Here is a 19,046-nt window from a genome sequence, read left to right as displayed (position 1 = left end):
CCGGGCGTGACCCGTGAGCGTGCCACCCCGCCCCTTCCGGGCGGGGTGGCTTGATTTGACGGGTCTCGGACACATCCCTGATGTCAAGGCAGTGTCCTAAAGACTCGTCACTCGGTTAGATGAGTGTGGACACCAGAACGCCAGGGTTCGATGATCAGCCCGCGCTGAGCATGGTCAAGGTGCCGTGCGACCCCGCGCAGGTCATCGTCAACCACGCCAGCTTCCGCGTGCGGCTCGCACCGAGCCCCAGCGCGCGTCCCCACCCGGCGGGCGCCTCCGGGCTCGTTCCCGCGCTCGGCGGGGCCCTCGCGGCCGCCGGCGCCGGCGCCGCCCGACGCCGCCCCGTCGTCTGGAGCGGCAAGTCCGCCCCCGGCGACGACGCCGCCGGCGCCGCCATGGGAGGACTCCTCCAGGCCGTACGCGAGCACGGGCGCGGCCACGGGGACTACGACGGCGGAGCCACCCAGGTCATCCCGCGCCTCGACCTCGCGCACGACCTCGCCGACGACACCCTCGCCACCCCGACCGTCATCGGGCAGCGCACCTACGGCGACACCGACGACACCCGCGCCCAGCCCGCCGTGCGCGAGCTCTCCCCCGAGGCCTACGAAGCGTACGGAGCCGCCTACGCCGAAAGCTCCGGCGGGGCGACGGACTCCCGCCGGGCGCCGGGCGACGCGCGCGCGCAGGCCTCGTACTACCCCGGCCGCCGGATGAACCTCGGCGTCGTGCTGCTCCCGCTGCGCGTCTTCCTCGGCTTCATCTCCATCTACGCCGGCATGGGCAAGCTGTGCGACCCCGTCTACTTCGACGGCGGCGAGCGCGGCTCCATGGTCACCTGGCTGCACACCCTGCACCCGTGGGCCCTCGCCGAACCGCTCCGCGACTTCGCGCTCGCCCACCCCGTCGGCGCCGGACTCAGCGTCGCCTTCCTCCAGGTCGCCGTCGGCGTACTGACCGTCTTCGGGCTCTGGCAGCGCTTCGCCGCCTGCTTCGGCGCGCTGCTCTCCGCCGCACTGCTGATGACGGTCAGCTGGAAGACCGTCCCCGCCTACGACGCGCCCGACATCATCTACCTCGCCGCCTGGAGCCCGCTGATCATCGCGGGCGCCCCGGTCTACTCGCTGGACGGACGCCTCGCCGGCGAGGCCTGGCGCACGCTGGGACCGCGTACCGAACTGTGGCGGCTGCGGCGGCGCGTGCTGCGGCGCGGAGCCGTGATGGCCGCCGTGGTCTGCGGACTCACCCTCCTCATCGGCTCGCTCCTCGGCGGCGCCGTCCGCTCCACCACCGTCGTCACCGTCCCCGGGCCCGGAGAGGCCCCGAGCAACTACCTTCCCGGCCGCCCGCTGCCGAGCACCCCGCAGCAGCAGCAGCCCACCCGGCCCGCCCCCACGAAGCCCACCGCGCAGCCCTCGGCGGCGGCCTCCTCGCCGGCTCCCAAGTCCGGCCGGAGCGCCACCGGTTCGGCCACCCCGGGCAGCGGCGGCAGCGGCTCCGGAGCGCCCACCGCCACGCGCGGCACCAGCGGCAGCCAGAGCCCCCGCAGCGCGCCGCGCCAGTCCACCCCGCAGAAGCCCCCGGCCTCCTCGTCGGGGACGGGCAGCGGAGGAACCTCGGGCGGGACCGGGGACACGGCGCCGAAGAAGCCCGGCCTGGTCGGCGGACTCCTCGGGTGACGCCCCCGGGCTGAGGCCCACCGGCCGCGAAGGGCCCCACGGGGCCGAGGGCCCGGCACGCGCGAGCGTGCCGGGCCCTTTCGTGTCCCACGGCGGTGGGGCGGAGCGGAGCGGGAGGGGACGGGAGGCGGGAGCGGCAGGGCCCCTCAGGAGGCGCTAGGCGCCGCTCTGCGCGGCCAACTCCCTGGCGGCCTCGGTCAGGTCCTTGGCGGTGTCGATCGCCCGCCAGTAGGCCCCCTGGGGCAGCGGGAAGCCCGCGAGCCGGCGCTCACGGGCCAGGCGCGGGAACGTCGTCCGCTCGTGGTCGCCCAAGTCCGGGAGCAGTTCCGCGAATTCGGGCCCGAAGACGTACACGCCGGCATTGACCGGGTACGGGGACTGCGGCGCCTCGATGAAGTCCAGGACGTGCCCGTACTCGTTGATCTCCACCACCCCCCACGGAATGCGGGGCCGGGCCAGGGCGAGCGTGGCCGTCGCGCCCCGCTCGGTGTGGAAGGCCGCCATCTCCCGCAGCGAGAAGCGGGTCCACACGTCGCCGTTGGTGGCGAACCAGGCCCGGTCGGGGTGCGGGAGGTGCCGGGCGGCGTACTTGAGTCCGCCGCCCCGGCCCAGCGGTTCGTTCTCCACGACGGTGGTCACGCGGAGCGGCAGCGAAGCCTCGGCCAGCCACTTCTGGAGCACCTCGGCGAGGTGCCCGCACGAGACGACGGCGTCCGTCACCCCTTCGGAGGCCAGCCAGGCGAGTTGGTGCCCGATGATCGGCATCCCGGTGCCCGGGATCTCCACCATCGGCTTCGGACGGTCGTCCGTGTACGGCCGCAGCCGCGAACCCTGGCCGCCCGCCAGGACGACGGCCTGGGTCGGGGAAGCCGGGAACGCGGCTGCGTGGGGTCGGGCGGGAAGCCCTGAGTCGGTCATGTCCGGTGGTCCGGGATCCGGGAGCGCGGTGCGGCGGCGGCCGTCGGCTGCCGTCAGCCCATGGAGGCGACGCCGGACGCGTACGCGGTGTCGCACACCGGCCGCGCGAACGACTGGGCCTTCGTGGGCCCGTAGGCGTCCACGGCGGCCCGCCCGAGCGCCCGCGCGATGCCCACGCAGTGCTCGGCGAGCGAGGGCCGCCGGTCAACTTCCCGCTGGAGGTGGGTGAGCACGTCACCCGGCTGCTCACCCTGCTGGATCTCGGTGAGCAGCTTTTCGCGCAGGACGTCCTGAGCGGCACGCGGCTTCGCGGGGACGGAGACGTCCTCGGCGGACGCGGTCAGGATCTGGGAGGGAGTGTTGTCCGCCCAGGGGACCATGGTGACCGCGAGGGTCCCGGACAGGACCAGGACGACGGGCAGGACCAGGGCGAGGGATCGGCCGATACGGCGGGCAGTGTGGGTCACGACGCCGAGAGTAGCGCTCGGTGAAGATATGGCGACATTTAGTCACCCGGTCGGGGGATGGTTCGACGTGGGTTTTCGAATTAAGGGTTGACGGTGGGGGCCGAATGGCCCGATCTGCCGGAACTCGCGCCGAAGGGGCGCCTCTTGACGGAGACGCCCCTTCGGCGGGCAGCGCGGTGGATCCGGTGGATCCGGTGGATCCGGTGGATCCGGTGGATCAGCCGGAGAGGCGGGCCCCGGACGAGGTCGAGAACACGTGGATCTCGCCCGCGCGCGGAATGACGTGCAGCGTCGAGCCCTTCTCGGGCACGTTGCGGCCGCCCACGCGCACCACGATGTCCTGCGAACCCTCGGAGTGCGAGGTCGAGCCGTAGACGTACCCGTCGGCGCCCAGTTCCTCGACGACGTTCACGGTGATCGTCAGACCGCCCGTGTCACCGATGTCGAAGTGCTCCGGACGCACGCCGACCGTGACGGTGCGGTCGCCCGCGTCGGCGGCCGCGGTCAGCGCCTCGCGCGACACCGGGACCACGCTGTCGCCGAACTTCACGCCGCCGTCGGCGATCGGGACCTCGACCAGGTTCATGGCCGGGGAACCGATGAAGCCGGCGACGAAGAGGTTCGCCGGGCGGTCGTACATGTTGCGCGGGGTGTCGACCTGCTGCAGCAGACCGTCCTTGAGGACCGCGACGCGGTCGCCCATCGTCATGGCCTCGACCTGGTCGTGGGTGACGTACACGGTGGTGATGCCGAGGTCGCGCTGGAGCGCCGCGATCTGCGTACGGGTGGACACGCGGAGCTTGGCGTCGAGGTTCGACAGCGGCTCGTCCATGAGGAACACCTGCGGCTTGCGCACGATCGCGCGGCCCATCGCCACGCGCTGGCGCTGACCACCGGAGAGCGCCTTCGGCTTGCGGTCGAGGTACTGGGTCAGGTCCAGCATCTTCGCCGCGTCCTCCACCTTCTTGCGGATGGTGGCCTTGTCCTCGCCGGCGATCTTCAGGGCGAAGCCCATGTTGTCGGCGACGGACATGTGCGGGTAGAGCGCGTAGTTCTGGAACACCATCGCGATGTCCCGGTCCTTGGGCGGCAGGTGCGTGACGTCGCGGTCACCGATGCGGATCGCACCGCCGTTCACGTCCTCCAGGCCGGCGAGCATGCGCAGCGAGGTGGACTTGCCGCAGCCGGAGGGGCCGACGAGGACGAGGAACTCGCCGTCCTCGATCTCCAGCTCCAGCTGGTCGACGGCGGGCTTTTCGCCGCCGGGGTACAGACGGGTCGCCTTGTCGAAAGTGACAGAAGCCATGGTGATGAATCCCTTCTACCGGCAGGAACGTGCCGGACGATCCGAGTGGAAGGTCTAGTCCAGTAAGCGGACTCCGGCCCGACGCTACCGGCCGACGGGGCTCCTGTCAGCACCTGGAGGGGAGTGACTTCGCCGACTTCTCCCGGTGGCGGAGGCCGAGGCCCGGGCGGCTGTGAGGGGTGACGGTCGGAGGCGGGTGCCAGGGGCGGCCGTTGGGGGCGGCGGGCAGGGGCGGTCGTCAGGGGCGGCTGTCAGAGGCAGCTGCTTTGATCCTCTCCATGACCATCTACGACCTCACGCGCGTCCTGCCCGACATCGAGACGCTGCGCGACCGCTGCCGGGCGATGGCGGCGCTGGAGCTGGTGATCAGCGGCGACGAGGACGGCGCCTTCTTCTCGTACGACCCGGCATGGGGCGAGGGGGAGGAAGCGGCCTTCATGGACGACGGATCGGGCGGCGAGTACACGATCGTCTTCACGGCGGACGGGGTCTTCGGGCGCGGTTTCGACCACGAGTCGCACATGAGCCCGTGGGGCGAGGGGGACGGGGAGCTGTGGCCCGGCCTGACCGACGGCATACCGGAGGCCTTCCGGCCCTTCCTGACCGAGCCCGCCTTCTGCTCGGAGGACGGCACGCTCCACGCGACCGTCGTCTTCTGGCGCGAGACCGCGGACACCGACTGGCGGGCGGGCACGGTGGAGTTCCCGCCGGGCCGCGGCGACGCGGACGGCGCCGACTTCCTCTTCGAGGTCCTCGCCGCGGGCACGGCGCAGGCCTACCACGCGTTCGCCGAGGACTACTACGAGAGCGACCTCCCCCTGGACGCGATCCGGCACGTCTGGTCGCTGCGCCCGGTCACCCAGGACGTCGTCGACGCCCTCAATCCGGGCCTTCCGCTGGAGGCGGTCGGCCCGCGGCTGGCCCGCGCGGGGTACCCGGGGGCGTGACGGGGTAGAACACAGGCTTTCTGGCCTGGTAAGAGGCCAGAGCAACACTCTTTTGACCTGGGTCGGGCCAAAGCGCTCCACTTTGACCCAAGTGTCGCCCTCACGAGCGGCGCTTCCTGCTTCACCGTCCGTTGCCTCCCGGCGCTCCTCGAAGGATGCGCCGGGAGGTCTTACACAGACTCCACAGGCGGGAAGACCGACGGCCCATCGGCTTTTTGCTCATCCACGGCCTATGCGTCCGTGACACATTCGGGTAGTTCTGACGCGCGGATGAGCGGGGGCGGGGTTCTGCCGGGTGGCAGTGCCATCGTCACCAGCCAGTACAACCGCATCCCTTCGTCGCGGAGATTCACTGCGGCGTTCCCGTCTCGGTCGTGGTCGGCTCCGCAAGCGCCGCAGGTCCACGACCGGACGGACAGGTCGAGCTGCTCGCCCTTGGTGTGGCAGGCGGAGCAGCGCCGGGTCGAGGGGAAGAGCCGGTCGACGACGACCAGAGTGCGCCCGTACCAGGCAGCTTTGTACCGGAGCATGTCGAGGAAAATGCCCCACGAGGCGTCCGTGATGGAGTTCCTCAGCTTGGTCGTGCGCATGAGGTTCGCGACGGCCAGGTCTTCCACCACGAGCACTTGGTTCTCGCGCACGAGGCGGGTAGTGAGCTGGTCGAGGCCGTCCTTCCGGACATCAGTGATCAAGGCGTACAGTTTGGCGATCTTGGCGCGGGCCTTTCCGCGATTGCTCGATCCCCTCTGCTTGCGGTGTAGCTCCTTTTGCAGCCGGGTCAGCTTCTTCCCGTGCTTTTTCAACAGTCGTGGGTGGACTGCGGTGCTGCCGTCGTCGAGGGTGGCCAGGGAGGCTAGTCCTAGATCGATCCCGATGGCCTTCGGAGTGTTGGTGCCGGGGGCGAATGCGGTGGGCAGCTGCGCGATCCGCTCCTCCACGAGGACGTGGAGGAAGAAGCGCTTGGCGCGGTCACGGGTCACGGTCAGTTTCACCGGTGCGACCCTGGCGGGCAGCGGGCGGGACCAGCGCACGTTCAGGGGTTCTGTCTGTTTTGCCAAGGCGATGAGTCCGGTGCCGGGTCGCTCGGGGTCCTCGTGCCAGCGGAAGCCGGCGCGGACGTAGGTTGCCGAGTCCCGTGAGCGGTGCTTGCGCTTCGGATTCGGGTACTTCGCGGAGCCCTTGAAGAAGCGGGTGAACGCGGAGTCGAGGTGGCGGAGCGACTGCTGGAGCACGGTCGACGAGATCTCCTGGAGCCACGAGGATTTCCGGGCGTGGCGCCAACCGGTCAACGACCGGGAGGTCTCGGCGAAGCCGAGGGAAACACGCTGTTCCTCCCAGGCCTTCACCCGGAGCGCCAGGCCCTCGTTGTAGACCCACCGGCAGGCGCCGAACGTCTGCAACAACTGCTCGGCCTGCGATTCGGTGGGGTAGAAGCGATAGCGGTACACCCGCTGTTGCGTGCCCGGTTGCTTCGTACGGCTCTTGAGGGGCTTGGCGGCACGCTGTTGGTGCTTGCGCTGGTCCGGGACGCCCAGGACCTCGCGCTTGAGGCGCTTCGCCTCGGCGCCTACGACGCGTTTGTCCTGCTCCGCGGCGTCGGCCACGAACCCTCCCACCCCTACGGTCCGATAGTCGGACGTGCACTTCAGTACGTAGAACGAACTGGCGGGCGAGGGGTTACGGGGTCGGGAACGTTCCTCGCTGCGGCGGCGTGCGGCTGTGTAGAGTGAAGGCGATTCTGCGCACTGTGCAGTGTCGTGTGTGCCTCCTTAGCTCAGCTGGCTAGAGTCCCGCTCTTGTAAAGCGGTGGTCGTCGGTTCGAATCCGACAGGGGGCTCCGTCCCAGGTCAGAGTCCGTGTGATCAAGGGAATTTGAACGAAAGCGGAAGGCCCCGGGTCGTCACCCGGGGCCTTTCGCGTGCCGTCAGCCGCGGCCCGAGATGCGGTCCGCCAGGCGGGCCAGCGGGGTGGTGGTCGGCGTGTGGGTGGTGGTTTCGCGGCGGTCGGCCTCGCGGTAGGCGGCGTAGAGGGCCTGGACGCCCAGCCAGCGGAAGGGTTCCGGCTCCCAGCGGCGCACGCGGTGGTTGACCCACGGGAGGGTCGTGAGGTCGGTGCTCTCGCCGAGGACCAGGTCGCGCAGGGTGCGGGCCGCGAGGTTGGAGGTGGCCACGCCGGAGCCCACGTAGCCGCCGGCCCAGCCGAGGCCGGTCGTGGCGTCCAGGGTGACCGTGGCGCACCAGTCGCGGGGGACGCCGAGGACGCCGGACCAGGCGTGGGTGATCTCGACGCCGGTGAGGGCCGGGAAGAAGCCCTCCAGGAGCCGGGTCAGGGCGGCGACGGTGGCGGGCTGGGTGCGGCCGTCGTGGTCGGTGCGGGAGCCGTAGCGGTACGGGACGCCGCGGCCGCCGATGGCGATGCGGTCGTCGGCCGTGCGCTGGGCGTACATGTAGGCGTGGGCCATGTCGCCGAGGGTCTCGGCGCCGGACCAGCCGAGCTGGGCCCAGACGTCGGGCGGGAGCGGGGCCGTCGCGATCATCGAGGAGTTCATCGGGAGCCAGGAGCGCTTCTGGCCCTTGAGGGCGGCGGTGAAGCCCTCGGTGCAGCGCAGTACGTACGGGGCGCGGACGGTGCCGTACGGGGTGCGGGCGCGGCCGGGGGCGATCTCGGTGGCCGGGGTGGATTCGTGGAGGGTGACGCCGAGGCGTTCGCAGGCGGCGGCCAGTCCCTTGACCAGCTTCAGGGGGTGGATGCGCGCTCCGTGCGGCGTCCAGCTGGAGCCGACGGCGTCGGCGACGTCGATGCGGGCGCGGGTGTCGGTGGCGTCGTAGAGCTCGCGGTCGCTTTCGCCGAAGGCGAGTTCCGCGGCGTGGAAGGCCTTGAGGCGGCTCAGTTGGGCGGGGGTGCGGGCGACTTCGAGGACTCCGCCCCGGTGGATGTCGGCGGCGATGCCCTCCTTGGCGGCGGTGTCGATGACCTCGGTGACGGTGTCGTTCATGGCGTGCTGGAGCCGCCGGGCGGCCTGGGCGCCGTGCAGGGCGGCGTAGCGGTCGCGGCCGGCGATGCCGTTGTAGAGCCAGCCGCCGTTGCGGCCGGAGGCCCCGTAGCCGCAGAACTTCTGTTCCAGGACGGTGACGCGCAGGTCGGGGGCGGCGGTCTTGAGGTAGTAGGCGGTCCACAGGCCGGTGTAGCCGCCGCCGACGATGACGACGTCGGCCGTGGAATCGCCGGTGAGGGGGGTGCGCGGTGGGTGGGTGGTGGCGGTGTCGTCGGTCGCGTGCCAGAAGGAGATGCCGCCGTTGATCGTCATGGGGGAGTTGCTACACCTCGTTCCGGAGGGGTGTCCAGGGCCGGGGTGTCGGGTTTCGGGGTCTGCGGGGTGGCCGAATGACTGATGTGGGGAGGTGGATCGCGCCCCTAGGGTGGCGCGGGGGTTTTGTTCTGTTTTGTGTGAGAGGTGCGGTTCGTATGGTGCGGGTTGTTCTGGCGGGACGCCTGGTCGCGGCGGTCGCGTCCGTGGCGCTGCTGGGTGGAGCGGTCGTCGGATGCGGGACCGGGAGCGGCGCCGGGAGCGGGTCGGGGTCCGCGTCCGAGGGTGCCGGGGTGCTGGTGCGGACGAGCCCGATCGCCGATCGGCTCGCGGAACTGCCCGCCAGGGTCGACGGGGCGAAGATCGTGGTGGGACGTTCCGACGCGCCGCACACCGCGCAGGTGTTGGTGGATCCGATGTGCGGCTACTGCGCGAAGTTCGAGGAGGCCGGCGGCGAGACGCTGCTGAAGCTGGCGTCGGCCGGTCAGGTGAAGGTCGAGTACCTGCTGGCGTCGTTCCTCGACGGGGGCGGCGGCGGGGGCGGCGGCGGGCGGAGCGGTTCCGTCAGGGCGGTGAACGCGCTGCGCGCTTCGGTCGACGCGGGGAAGTTCGCGGAGTACCACGCGGCGGTCTTCGCGAGTCAGCCGAAGGGGAAGTTCACCGATGAGCTGCTGCTGAAGGTGGCGGACGCGGTGCCGGGGCTGCGCGGGGCCGCCTTCGACGGGGCCGTGAGGGAGCAGAAGTACGCGGGGTGGGTCGCCGAGGCGGAGAAGGGCTTCGAGGCGACGGGTGCGCAGGGGACGCCGATGGTACGGGTGGAGGGGAAGCCGGTCGGGGCGCGGGACGGGTCGATGTTCGACGCGCGGGCGTTCGCGGAGACGTTGCAGGGCGTCGGGGTCGTGAGCGGGGCCGGGGCTTCTTAGGGGCGGGTGCCGGCGCTGGGCGAGGAGGTCTCACCCCTCGCCGGTCGTACCCCCCTTGCCGGGCGCACCCCTCGCCCGTCACTTCCACTCCCCGGCCCTGCCGTGACCCGTAGGGGGCCGGGCTGGGCCGGGATGGGGCGGGCCGGGCCGGGCCGGGCTGGGTCGGGCCGGGTCTGGTCTCGTCTGGTCGGGTCAGGGTTCCAGGACGACCTTGCCGGTGGTGGCGCGGGTTTCGAGGTCGCGGTGGGCCGTGGCGGCTTCGGCCAGCGGGTAGCGCTGGAGGGCGGGGCGCAGCCGGCCGGCGGCGGCTTCGGCGAGGGCGCGGGTTTCGAGGCTGCGCAGCGGGTCGTCGCCGCCGGCGCGCTGGAGCATGGCGGGGCCGAGGACGCCCTGGGTGGTGACGCGACGGGCGTCGAGGGCCTTGCGGTCGGCGTCGGTGAGCGGGATCGGGCCGCCGGACCAGCCGAAGACGAGGTGGAGGGCGTCGTCGGCGAGGAGGCCGAGGGCGGTGCGGGCGATGGCTCCGCCGACGGAGTCGAAGAAGACGGTGGCACCGGCCGGGTGGTGCGCGCGGACGGTTTCGGCCCAGTCGGGGCGGGTGTAGTCCAGGGCGAGGTCGGCGCCGTTGGCGGCGGCGAGGGCGGCTTTGGCGGGACCGCCGGCGAGGGCGACGACGGTCGCTCCGGCGTGCTTCGCGTACTGGACGAGCAGGGTGCCGATGCCGCCCGCGGCGGCGGGTACGAGAGCTACGGAGCCGGGGCCGAGGTCGGCGAACTGGAGGATCCCGAGGGTGGTGCGGCCGGTGCCGATCATCGCGACGGCGGCGGCGGGATCCAGACCGGGCGGGACGGCGTGCAGGCGGTCGGCGTCGGTGACGGCGTATTCGGCGTAGCCGCCGGGGGCGAATCCGAGGTGGGCGACGACGGAGCGGCCGAGCCAGGCGGGGTCGGTGCCGGGCCCGAGGGCGTCGACGGTGCCGGCGACCTCGCGGCCAGGGACGGTGGGCAGCTCGGGGAGGGGTGCGGGCCCGGCCTGGACGCCGCGGCGGAGGGTGGTGTCGAGGAGGTGGACTCCGGCGGCGGCGACCGCGATGCGGACCTGGCCGGGGGCCGGGACGGGGAGGGGGGTGGGTTCGTAGGAAAGGTTCTCGGCGGGGCCGAAGGCGTGGAGGCGGACGGCGTTCATGGTGGCCCGGTCGGAGGCCGGTGCCGGGGCCGGTGCCGGGGCGGGGATGGTGGCGTGCGGGCGGGGGCCGGTGGTGGTGTTCGAGGAGGCGCTCGGCGTGGTCATCCGGTCAGCCTGTGACCTCAAGCGGGCTTGAGGTCAAGGGTGATGTCCGGGTGATGTCAGTGAGTGATGTCAGTGAGGTGGTTCAGGATGGGGGCATGGCGCGCAAAGGGCATGAACAGGGTGTGAAGGCGGCGCGGCGGCCGGAGGTGCGGCTGCCGGAGCTGACTGCGTGGACCGGCGGTGAGCTGGAGCCGGACGGCGACTACGACGGGGTGGAGCTCGCGGACGCGGACCTGGCGGGCCAGGAGGGGGTCGGGGCCCGGTTCATGGACTGCGCGCTACGGCGCTGCGCGCTCGACGAGACGGGGCTCGCGAAGGCGAGGTTCCTGGACTCGGTCCTGGAAGGGGTCCGGGGCGTGGGGACCGACCTCTCGGGGGCTTCGCTGCGGGACGTGGAGCTGCTGGAGGCGCGGCTCGGCGGGGTGCAGCTGCACGGGTCGGTGCTGGAGCGGGTGCTCGTGCGCGGGGGGAAGATCGACTACCTGAACCTGCGGACGGCGAAGCTGAAGGACGTCGTCTTCGAGGGATGCGTGCTGGTGGAGCCGGACTTCGCGGGGGCGGTGCTGGAGCGGGTGGAGTTCCGGGACTGTGTGCTGCGCGGGGCGGATTTCACGGGGGCCCGGTTGTCGGAGGTGGATCTGCGGGGCGCGGCGGAGCTCGGCATCGCGCGGGGGGTGGAGGCCTTGGCGGGGGCGGTGATCAGCCCGGGGCAGCTGTTCGAGCTGGCGCCGGCGTTGGCGGCGCAGCTGGGGTTGAGGGTGGTGGCGTAGCGGGGGTGGGGCGGGGCGGTCGGGGGTGGGCCTGGGCCGGGGCCCGGGAACGGGCGGGGCTTGGGCCGGGGTGGGGCGGTCGGGGGCCTGGTGGCGGGGCCGCCTGCCGCCGCGCTGGGCTGCCGCTGCTGCCGCACTGCCGCCGCACCGTGCTCGACGGCAAGCCACCCGGCGGCCGTGACGGCGGCCCGTCCCTGGTGGGTCTCCCCCTAGCGGCTCAGGTCGCTAGGCCGGGACTCGGGGGAAGCGGGACTGGAGGGTCCAGATGATGGGGTTGTCGGCCAGGCCGTCGTGCATGTCGATGAGGTCCGCGATCAGGTCGTGGAGGAAGTCGCGGGCCTCGCGGCGCAGCAGCCTGTGGCTGAAGGTCAGCGGGTCTTCCTCCGACGGCATCCAGTCCGCGTCGACGTCGACCCAGCCGAAGCGGCGTTCGAAGAGCATGCGGTCGCTGGACTCGGTGAAGTCGAGTTCGGCGTACTGGCGGTTCGCGGAGCGGCTGCCGCGCGGATCCTGGTCGAGCTGCTCGACGATGTCGCACAGGGCCCAGGCGAAGTCCAGTACCGGCACCCATCCCCAGGCTGTGGATACTTCCCGGTCCGCGTTGGTGTCGGCGAGGTAGACGTCCCCGCAGAACAGGTCGTGGCGCAGCGAGTGGACGTCCGCCGAGCGGTAGTCGGTCTGCGGGGGGTCGGGGAAGCGCCGGGAGAGGGAGTAGCCGATGTCGAGCACGTATCCGATGGTGTCACGCCCCCGTCGGTCCCCTTCACATCCGGTGCCGGTGCCGGTGCCGGGTGCCGGTGGTCGTGGTGGCGGTGCTGGTGCCGTCGCCGCCCTCGGTCGGGTGCGGGCCCTGGCGGCTTCGGGCTCGGGTTCGGTTCGGGTGCGGCCGTCGGCGGGCTTCGTCGGCCCGGCCCTTGCAGGGCTCCCGCCTCGGTGGTGGTCGCCCTCGGGCACACCGGGTGTCCGCCCCCCACCTCGGTGTCCGGGGCCGCTGCCCACCCCGGCGGGCAGCGGCCCCGAGGCGCTGGTGGGGACCGGGTGGGGAGGCATCGGCGCGAATCAGAGTTCCTGATCGTCGGGGGGAACGGCGGCTGCCGCGGGCCGGTCCTCGGCCGTGGTGTGGCGGTCAGTGGGCTGGTGGGGCATGGGATTCTTCGGATCCCGCGCCACCTGCGCAAACGCACGTGATGGCGGTGTGTTCCGGCCGGCCGCCGGGCCGGGTGGACGGGGTGGGGCCGGGGGAGTTCGTACCGGGGCGCGGGCGGCGGGGGCCGGTCCGGGGCGCCGGGAACGCTGGGGGGAGCCGGGGGAGCCGTCTTAAGCTCGGCGCGTCCGGGGGGTCCGGGGTCCGGGGGGTCCGGGGGTTGGGGGAGGGGCTGGTCGGCGTGGCTGGATCGGGGGGACGGCGCGAGGTGCCCGGGGCCGGGGTGCTCCGGGAGCGCAACCGGCTGGCGGCCGAGTTGCACGACACGGTGGCGCAGGGTCTGACCAGCATGCACATGCTGCTCGACGCGGCCGACCGGCAGTGGACCAGGGAGCCGGGACAAGCCCGGGTGCTGGTCCGTCAGGCCGCGGCCGCGGCACGCGAGAACCTCGCGCAGGCCCGCCGGCTCATCCACGACCTGGCCCCGCTCGAACTGGACGGCGCTTCGCTGCCGCAGGCTCTGCGCCGACTGTGCGCGGAGGCCGAGGCCGAGGCGGGGGCCGGGGCCGGGGCCGAGGGTGGGGGTGGGGCCGGGCTCACGACGGAGGGCGGGTCCTGGGCCGAGGTCGCAGCCGGAGTCCGAGCCGTGAGCACGGGGGGAGCCGGAACTGGATCCCGAACTGGATCCGGGGCCGAGGGTGGGAGTGGGGCCGGGGTCGTGACCGAGGTCGTGCCTCGACCCGGGGCCGAGGCCGGAGCTGGAGCCGCGACCGGGGCGCTAGCTGCGGCCGGAGGCCGTCCCGGGGCCGTGTCTCGATCCGAGGCCGGGGCCCTAGTTGCGGCTGGGGGTCGTCCCGGGGCCGTGCCTCGACCCGGGGCCGAGGCCGGAGCTGGAGCCGCGACCGGGGGTCGACCCGTGACCGGGGGCTTTCCCGGGGCCGTGCCTCGGCCTGAGGTCGGGGACCTCGCTGCGGCTGGGGGCCGTCCCGAGGCCGCGCCCCGACCCGGGGCCGGGGCCGGGGGCGGTGTCGGGTTTGGACTCGGGGCCCGGGCCGCGGGTCGGGCTGGGGAGCGGGACCGGGGCCGGGGGGATGTGCGTACCGGGGTGGCCGGCGGGCGGGTTCGGTTTCGGGTGGTGGGGGAGGTGCGGGGGCTCGGGGGGCCGGTGGAGGGGGCTGTGGTGCGGGCGGTGCAGGGGGTGCTCGGCAACGTGCGGCGGCATGCGCGGGCTTCGCAGGCCGTGGTGACGCTGACCTATCAGCCGGACGCGGTCGCGGTGGACGTGTGGGACGACGGCGTCGGGTTCGATCCGCGCGAGCTCCGTGGGGACGGGCTGCGGCTGCTGCGGCGCCGGGTCGAGTACCTGGGGGGTACGGCCGTGGTGGAGAGCACCGTGGGCGGCGGCACGGTGGTGTCGGTGTGTCTTCCGGCTCCGTCCGGGAGCCCGGTATGACGCGGATCCTGCTGGTGGACGACCATCCGGTGGTGCGGGCGGGGCTGCGGGCCCTGCTGTCCGGCTGCCCCGAGTTCGAGGTGTGCGGAGAGGCGCCGGACGGTACGGCCGCGCTCCGGCTGGTCCGCGAACTCTCCCCGGACCTGGTCCTGATGGACATCAGGCTGGGCACGGGGATGTGCGGGCTGGAGACCACGCGGCGGATCGCCCGGCTGCCCGATCCGCCCCGGGTGGTCGTACTGACCAGCTACGAGTCCGACGCGTACGTCGTGCGGGCGGTGGAGGCGGGTGTGGCGGGGTACCTGTTGAAGGGGTCCCCGCCCGACCTGCTGTTCCAGTCGCTGCGGACGGTCGCGGCCGGGGAGTCGGCGTTGTCGCCCTCGGTGGTCTCGCGGCTGATGAACCGGTACCGCGCGCCGCGGACCGTGCTGACGGCCCGGGAGACCGAGATCCTGGAGCTGATCGCGACGGGACGGTCCAACCGGGAGATCGGCTCGGCGCTGTTCATCAGCGGGACGACGGTCAAGACGCACCTGGCGCACGTCTACGAGAAGCTCGGGGTGGAGAACCGTACGGCGGCGGCGCGGGTGGCGGCCGACCGGGGCCTCATCGTCCCCGGATAGCCCGGATAGCCCGGATAGCCCGGATAGCCCGGATAGCCCGGTGGCCCGGTGGCCAGGTGGCTGGGGCGCTGGGGGGCCGGGCCGTCGGGTCGTCGGGTCGGTGGACTAGTTCGGGTAGGCGATCTGCACGGCGGTGCCGTTGTACTGCCACAGCGGGGAGAAGACGCGCTTGCGGATCTTCCAGACGCCCGCGGACTTCACGTACTCGTCGCGGTAGCGGATGCCGCGCACGACGACGGTCTCCGGCGCGGTCGCGGTGGCCGGGTACACGAGCTGCGCGGTGGCGTGGCTGTCGCCGGTCGCCGTCGTCCTGCTGGTGACGCGGACGTAGGCGTTCGCGGTGACGTGGGTGGAGTAGCCCCAGGCCGCGGCGCCGTCGAGGTTGGCGACGACCGCCTCGATGCCGGACTTGACGATGCCGGCGGTGCCGTCGGGGTGGGCCATCACCGTGAGGGTGGCGTCGTCGGTGAAGAGGGTCCGGAAGACCGTCTTGTCCTTGGTGTCGACGGCGAAGAGGTAGGTCTCCAGCAGGCGGTGGATCGCCAGCTCGTCCTCGACGGAGCCGGTGGGCCCGCAGGCGGCGGTGGTGGCGGTGAGGTCCTCGGTGGTGGTGGAGGCGGCGTTGGCGGGCGTCGCGGAGGCGAGCGCGCCGAACCCGGCGGCGGCCGCACCGGCGCCCAGCATGGTGAGCATGCGGCGGCGTTCGGGGGTGAACTCGGTGGACGGCATGGCGGGTTCCTCTCGACACGGCGGGTGGCGCCCTGGGCCGTGCGGGCGGTCCGGGGCACTCACGAGCCTCCCGCGTGGGCGTCGGCGTCGGATCGGCGCGGCGTACGAGTGCGATCTCGTACGGATGGACGATGTGCCGCTGCCGCTGCCGCTGCCGCTGCCGCTGCCGCTGCCGCTGCCGCTGCCGCTGCCGCTGCCGCTGCCGCTGCCGCTGCCGCTGCCGCTGCCGTTGCCGTCCGGCCTCGCCGCGCCTTCCTCCGCCCGCGCCTCCCGCGCCCGCCTCCCCGGCCTCGTTCAGGGCAGGAGGCGCTGTTCCTTGGCCACCGCGACCGCGCCCGCGCGCGTGTCGACGCCGAGCTTGTCGTAGATGCGGCCCAGGTGGGTCTTGACCGTGGCCTCGCTGATGAACAGCGCGCGGGCGATGTCGCGGTTGCCGAGGCCGCGGGCGAGCTGGCCGAGGATGTCGAGCTCACGGTCCGTCAGGGTGGGCCGGGCGCCGCGCATGTGGGCCATCACGCGGCTCGCCACGGGCGCGGAGAGCGTGGTGCGTCCCTGGGCCGCCGAGTGGATCGCCGCGAAGAGTTCCTCCGGGCGTTCGGCCTTGAGGAGGTAGCCGGTGGCGCCCGCACCGATGGCCCGGGTGATGTCGGCGTCCGTGTCGTACGTGGTCAGGACCAGGACGTGCGGGGGGTGCGGGGCGGACGTGATGCGGCGCGTGGCCTCGACCCCGTCGATGCCCTCGCCCAGCTGGAGGTCCATCAGGACTACGTCGGGGCGGAGTTTGGCCGCCAGCGCGACCGCCTCCTCGCCGCTGCCCGCCTCGCCGAGCACCTCGATGTCCGGCTCGCTGCCGAGGAGCGCGAGCAGGCCGGCGCGGACCACCACGTGGTCGTCGCACAGGAGGATCGTCGTCATGGTGTGGGCTCCAGGGGGATCGAGGCCGAGAGGACGGTGCCTTCGCCCGGGGTGGATTCGATGGTCAGGGTGCCGCCGAGCTGGCGGACGCGGGCGCGCATCGCGGGGAGGCCGTGGCCCCGGTTGCCGCTTCCGCTTCCGCCTCCGTCCCCGGACCCCGTCTGGTCTCCGGTCTCGATTCCGGGTGCGGTTCCGCCGGCCGGTCCTGCGGACTGGACGAAGCCGTGGCCGTCGTCCGCGATGTCCAGGACCACCTGGTCGCCCAGGAAGCTGAGCGTGAGGGCGGCGGTACGGGCCCCCGCGTGCTCCCGTACGTTCGCCAGCGCGCCCTGCGCGATGCGCAGCAGTGCCGACTCCGCGCGGTCGGGCAGCGGGACCGGCGTGCCCTCGAGGTGGAAGCGGACCTCGATGTCCGGTCCCGCGCCCAGCGCGCGCAGGGCCTCCGGGAGGCCTGCTCCGCCGGCGAGTTCGGGCGGGGCGAGGTCGTGGACCAGTCGGCGGGCCTCGGCGAGGCCGCGTGCGGTGATGTCGGTGGCGGTACGGACGTGCGCGCGGGCGGTGACCGGGTCCGTGTCCCAGGTGCGGTCGGCGGCCTGCAGCAGCATCTGCTGACTGGACAGGTGCTGGGCCAGGGTGTCGTGGATCTCCATGGACAGCCGCTGCCGTTCGCCGAGGGTGCCTTCGCGGCGTTCGGTGGCGGCGAGTTCACGGCGGGTGCGGATGAGGTCGTCGATCAGCGTGCGCTGGGCGGTGGCCTGGCGCTCCATGTGGATGAAGACGGCGGTCGCGAGCGCGGCGACGGCGGGTGGGGCGAGGAGGAGGTTGGGGTCGAAGGGCTCGCCGCCGCCGGTGGTCTGCGAGAGCTTGAGCTGCGCGGCGACGACGAACACCGTCAGCAGGGCCACGAGGACGACGGCGGCGCGGGGCGGGAGGGTGCGCAGGGCGGTGTAGAAGAGCGGGACGGCGCACCAGGCGAAGCTCGGCGCGAGGACGACGAGGACGACCCAGACGGCGACGACGAGGCCGAGCCAGAGGAGGCGGCGGGGGCGGGCGGGGTCGCCCGTCTTGGTGGGGCGGGCTGGGCCGGTGGGGCCGGCTGACTTGGTGGGACCGGCTGTCGTGGTGGGACCGGCTGCCGTGGTGGGGCGGGGCCCGGTGGGGCCGAAGGTCGCGCCCACGGCGGGGCCGAGGACGTACAGCACGGCCAGGGTGAGGCTGAGGGCGATGATCCACGGGGTACGGGGTTCGCCGGGGTGGCGGAGGAGGAAGCGGGCCACCGAGGCGCCGAGGAGGAGGAAGAACGCGGTGTGCATGACCGTGGCCAGTGCGCGGGTGCCCTGAGGAGGTGGGGTGGGGGTCACGCTGGTCACTTGTGCTCCTGGTCGGCGTGGTTCGTCCGTGGTCACCGGTCACCGGTGGGTGGGGCCGTGCGGGTCGGCTGGGCCGGGGATGGCGGGTGGGTGCCGCTGCGCGGGCCGGTCCCCTCCCCACCCTTCCACCGTTCCCCGGGCTCCGCCCGGACCCGGGCCCTTGGGCCGTGCCCGCCCTTGGGCCGTGCCCGGGCCCTTGGGCTGCGCCCGGGTCCCGGGACAGCGCCCGGGCCCCCGGGCTGCGCCTGCGCGCCCGGGATGGTTTGTGGCACGCACGGCGGTGTCGGCGGTGCCGTGACCAGGTAAGCCGCCGCCGGAACCGTGCCGCATCAACCGATCGGTTGACCCCGGGGTCAACCGGTGGGGTGGGCGGGTGGAGCCGGTACGGGGACGGGTGGGCGGGGGTGGCGGGGAGAGGGTGGGAACACGGCAGGAGAGCCCGCCGCGCCGACGTCCACAGGAGCAGCAGACATGAACACCCGCACCCGCGTCCTCACCGGTACCGCCCTCGTCGTAGCCCTCGGAGCCGGAACCTTCGGCGCCGTCACCGCCAACGCCGCGTCGGCCCCGGCATCGGCCCCGGCGTCCGCCCCGGCGGCGGCCTCCGCCAAGCGGGACGTCGACCGGAACTTCACCACCTCCACCCACCTCACCGTGGACGCCGCCACCCGCGCCGCCCAGGCAGCGCTGGACGCCGCCGCGAAGGAGAACCAGAAGGTGACCGTCGCGGTCGTCGACCGCAACGGCAACACCATCGTCACCCTGCGCGGCGACGGCGCCGGCCCGCAGTCCTACGAGTCGGCGCAGCGCAAGGCCTACACGGCCGTGTCCTGGAACGCCCCGACCTCCGTGCTCGCGGGCCGCCTCGCGCAGACCCCGAACCTCAAGGACATCCCCGGCACCCTCTTCCTCGGCGGCGGCACCCCCGTGCAGGCCAAGGGCGCCCCGGTGGCGGGCATCGGCGTGGCCGGTGCCCCGAGCGGTGACCTGGACGAGAAGTACGCCAAGGCCGGCGTCGACTCCCTCGACAAGTAGCCGGGGGAGGGAAGAGGCGCGCGGCGCGCAGGCACGCGGTCGCGCGAGCGCGCGGGTCCTCGCGAAGCCTTCGAGAGCCGCCGCGAGGACTGCGCCGCGCCGCCTCGCGCCGCCGCGAGACGGCCGCGAGGCGCTCGCGAGGTCGTCCACCGGCGGTGAACGGCGCGGCG

At 73.3% G+C, this 19,046-nt stretch carries 17 protein-coding genes, 1 tRNA gene and 1 pseudogene; 9 read left to right on the top strand and 10 right to left on the bottom strand.

Annotated elements, in window-relative coordinates:
- Nucleotides 1-119: 119 nt before the first annotated feature.
- Entirely contained in the window at nucleotides 120-1,679 is a 1,560-nt protein-coding gene (locus tag ACWF9Z_RS03715) for a DoxX family protein (protein WP_453597048.1), read from the top strand.
- Between the two features lie 156 nt (nucleotides 1,680-1,835).
- Here the strand turns inward: ACWF9Z_RS03715 and ACWF9Z_RS03710 are convergent, their stop codons facing one another.
- The 3 genes from ACWF9Z_RS03710 to ACWF9Z_RS03700 form a co-directional block, all read right to left on the bottom strand.
- Entirely contained in the window at nucleotides 1,836-2,597 is a 762-nt protein-coding gene (locus ACWF9Z_RS03710) for a nucleotidyltransferase family protein (RefSeq protein ID WP_453597046.1), read from the bottom strand.
- 53 nt (nucleotides 2,598-2,650) lie between these two features.
- Nucleotides 2,651-3,064 (bottom strand): hypothetical protein, encoded by a 414-nt coding sequence (locus ACWF9Z_RS03705; protein WP_453597044.1) that lies wholly within the window; start codon nucleotides 3,062-3,064, stop codon nucleotides 2,651-2,653.
- Nucleotides 3,065-3,281: 217 nt separating this feature from the next.
- Nucleotides 3,282-4,370: an ABC transporter ATP-binding protein gene (locus ACWF9Z_RS03700; RefSeq protein WP_453597042.1), complete on the bottom strand. Its 1,089-nt coding sequence runs from the start codon at nucleotides 4,368-4,370 to the stop codon at nucleotides 3,282-3,284.
- A 278-nt stretch (nucleotides 4,371-4,648) separates the two neighbouring features.
- Here ACWF9Z_RS03700 and ACWF9Z_RS03695 point away from each other — a divergent pair, with 278 nt between their 5' ends.
- On the top strand, nucleotides 4,649-5,317 hold the full coding sequence (locus ACWF9Z_RS03695; protein WP_453597040.1) for a hypothetical protein: 669 nt from the start codon (nucleotides 4,649-4,651) through the stop codon (nucleotides 5,315-5,317).
- Nucleotides 5,318-5,547: 230 nt separating this feature from the next.
- Here ACWF9Z_RS03695 and ACWF9Z_RS03690 read toward each other — a convergent pair whose 3' ends face one another.
- Nucleotides 5,548-6,933, bottom strand: a complete 1,386-nt coding sequence (locus ACWF9Z_RS03690) for an RNA-guided endonuclease InsQ/TnpB family protein (RefSeq protein WP_453597038.1) — start codon at nucleotides 6,931-6,933, stop codon at nucleotides 5,548-5,550.
- A gap of 147 nt (nucleotides 6,934-7,080) precedes the next feature.
- On the opposite strand from ACWF9Z_RS03690, the gene ACWF9Z_RS03685 reads away from it, so the two are divergent.
- Nucleotides 7,081-7,154, top strand: a tRNA-Thr gene (locus ACWF9Z_RS03685).
- An 87-nt stretch (nucleotides 7,155-7,241) separates the two neighbouring features.
- On the opposite strand, the gene ACWF9Z_RS03680 is transcribed toward ACWF9Z_RS03685, so the two are convergent.
- Entirely contained in the window at nucleotides 7,242-8,624 is a 1,383-nt protein-coding gene (locus tag ACWF9Z_RS03680) for an NAD(P)/FAD-dependent oxidoreductase (RefSeq protein WP_453597036.1), read from the bottom strand.
- Nucleotides 8,625-8,782: 158 nt separating this feature from the next.
- Here ACWF9Z_RS03680 and ACWF9Z_RS03675 point away from each other — a divergent pair, with 158 nt between their 5' ends.
- On the top strand, nucleotides 8,783-9,547 hold the full coding sequence (locus ACWF9Z_RS03675) for a DsbA family protein (protein ID WP_453597034.1): 765 nt from the start codon (nucleotides 8,783-8,785) through the stop codon (nucleotides 9,545-9,547).
- A gap of 192 nt (nucleotides 9,548-9,739) precedes the next feature.
- Here ACWF9Z_RS03675 and ACWF9Z_RS03670 read toward each other — a convergent pair whose 3' ends face one another.
- Nucleotides 9,740-10,732 carry a zinc-binding dehydrogenase gene (locus ACWF9Z_RS03670; protein WP_453597236.1) on the bottom strand — a complete coding sequence of 331 codons (993 nt, stop codon included), beginning with the start codon at nucleotides 10,730-10,732 and terminating at the stop codon, nucleotides 9,740-9,742.
- Between the two features lie 200 nt (nucleotides 10,733-10,932).
- Between ACWF9Z_RS03670 and ACWF9Z_RS03665 the strand changes: the two genes are divergently transcribed.
- Entirely contained in the window at nucleotides 10,933-11,607 is a 675-nt protein-coding gene (locus ACWF9Z_RS03665; RefSeq protein WP_453597032.1) for a pentapeptide repeat-containing protein, read from the top strand.
- A 225-nt stretch (nucleotides 11,608-11,832) separates the two neighbouring features.
- On the opposite strand, the gene ACWF9Z_RS03660 is transcribed toward ACWF9Z_RS03665, so the two are convergent.
- The gene (locus ACWF9Z_RS03660) at nucleotides 11,833-12,336 is read right to left on the bottom strand and encodes a hypothetical protein (protein WP_453597031.1); all 504 of its coding nucleotides are present in this window, start codon (nucleotides 12,334-12,336) and stop codon (nucleotides 11,833-11,835) included.
- A gap of 458 nt (nucleotides 12,337-12,794) precedes the next feature.
- Here ACWF9Z_RS03660 and ACWF9Z_RS03655 point away from each other — a divergent pair.
- From ACWF9Z_RS03655 to ACWF9Z_RS03645, 3 genes and pseudogenes are all read left to right on the top strand, one after another.
- Nucleotides 12,795-13,232: pseudogene (locus ACWF9Z_RS03655) on the top strand (histidine kinase dimerization/phosphoacceptor domain-containing protein); the annotation flags it as partial.
- 699 nt (nucleotides 13,233-13,931) lie between these two features.
- Entirely contained in the window at nucleotides 13,932-14,204 is a 273-nt protein-coding gene (locus ACWF9Z_RS03650) for a sensor histidine kinase (RefSeq protein ID WP_453597234.1), read from the top strand.
- Entirely contained in the window at nucleotides 14,201-14,827 is a 627-nt protein-coding gene (locus ACWF9Z_RS03645; RefSeq protein ID WP_453597029.1) for a response regulator, read from the top strand. The genes ACWF9Z_RS03650 and ACWF9Z_RS03645 overlap by 4 nt, the downstream gene beginning before the upstream one ends.
- Nucleotides 14,828-14,932: 105 nt before the next feature.
- On the opposite strand, the gene ACWF9Z_RS03640 is transcribed toward ACWF9Z_RS03645, so the two are convergent.
- The 3 genes from ACWF9Z_RS03640 to ACWF9Z_RS03630 form a co-directional block, all read right to left on the bottom strand.
- Nucleotides 14,933-15,556: a nuclear transport factor 2 family protein gene (locus tag ACWF9Z_RS03640; protein ID WP_453597027.1), complete on the bottom strand. Its 624-nt coding sequence runs from the start codon at nucleotides 15,554-15,556 to the stop codon at nucleotides 14,933-14,935.
- A 294-nt stretch (nucleotides 15,557-15,850) separates the two neighbouring features.
- The gene (locus ACWF9Z_RS03635) at nucleotides 15,851-16,471 is read right to left on the bottom strand and encodes a response regulator (protein WP_453597025.1); all 621 of its coding nucleotides are present in this window, start codon (nucleotides 16,469-16,471) and stop codon (nucleotides 15,851-15,853) included.
- Nucleotides 16,468-17,784 (bottom strand): sensor histidine kinase, encoded by a 1,317-nt coding sequence (locus ACWF9Z_RS03630; RefSeq protein ID WP_453597232.1) that lies wholly within the window; start codon nucleotides 17,782-17,784, stop codon nucleotides 16,468-16,470. Before ACWF9Z_RS03630 ends, ACWF9Z_RS03635 begins: the two co-directional genes overlap by 4 nt.
- Nucleotides 17,785-18,312: 528 nt before the next feature.
- On the opposite strand from ACWF9Z_RS03630, the gene ACWF9Z_RS03625 reads away from it, so the two are divergent.
- A complete protein-coding gene (locus ACWF9Z_RS03625) occupies nucleotides 18,313-18,876 on the top strand; it encodes a GlcG/HbpS family heme-binding protein (RefSeq protein WP_453597023.1) in 564 nt (187 codons plus the stop codon).
- Nucleotides 18,877-19,046 lie beyond the last annotated feature (170 nt).

It is taken from the genome of Streptomyces sp. NPDC054961 (assembly GCF_053609145.1).
The sequence above is the reverse complement of the archived record's forward strand: the minus strand, read 5'-3'. Positions and strand labels throughout refer to the sequence as shown.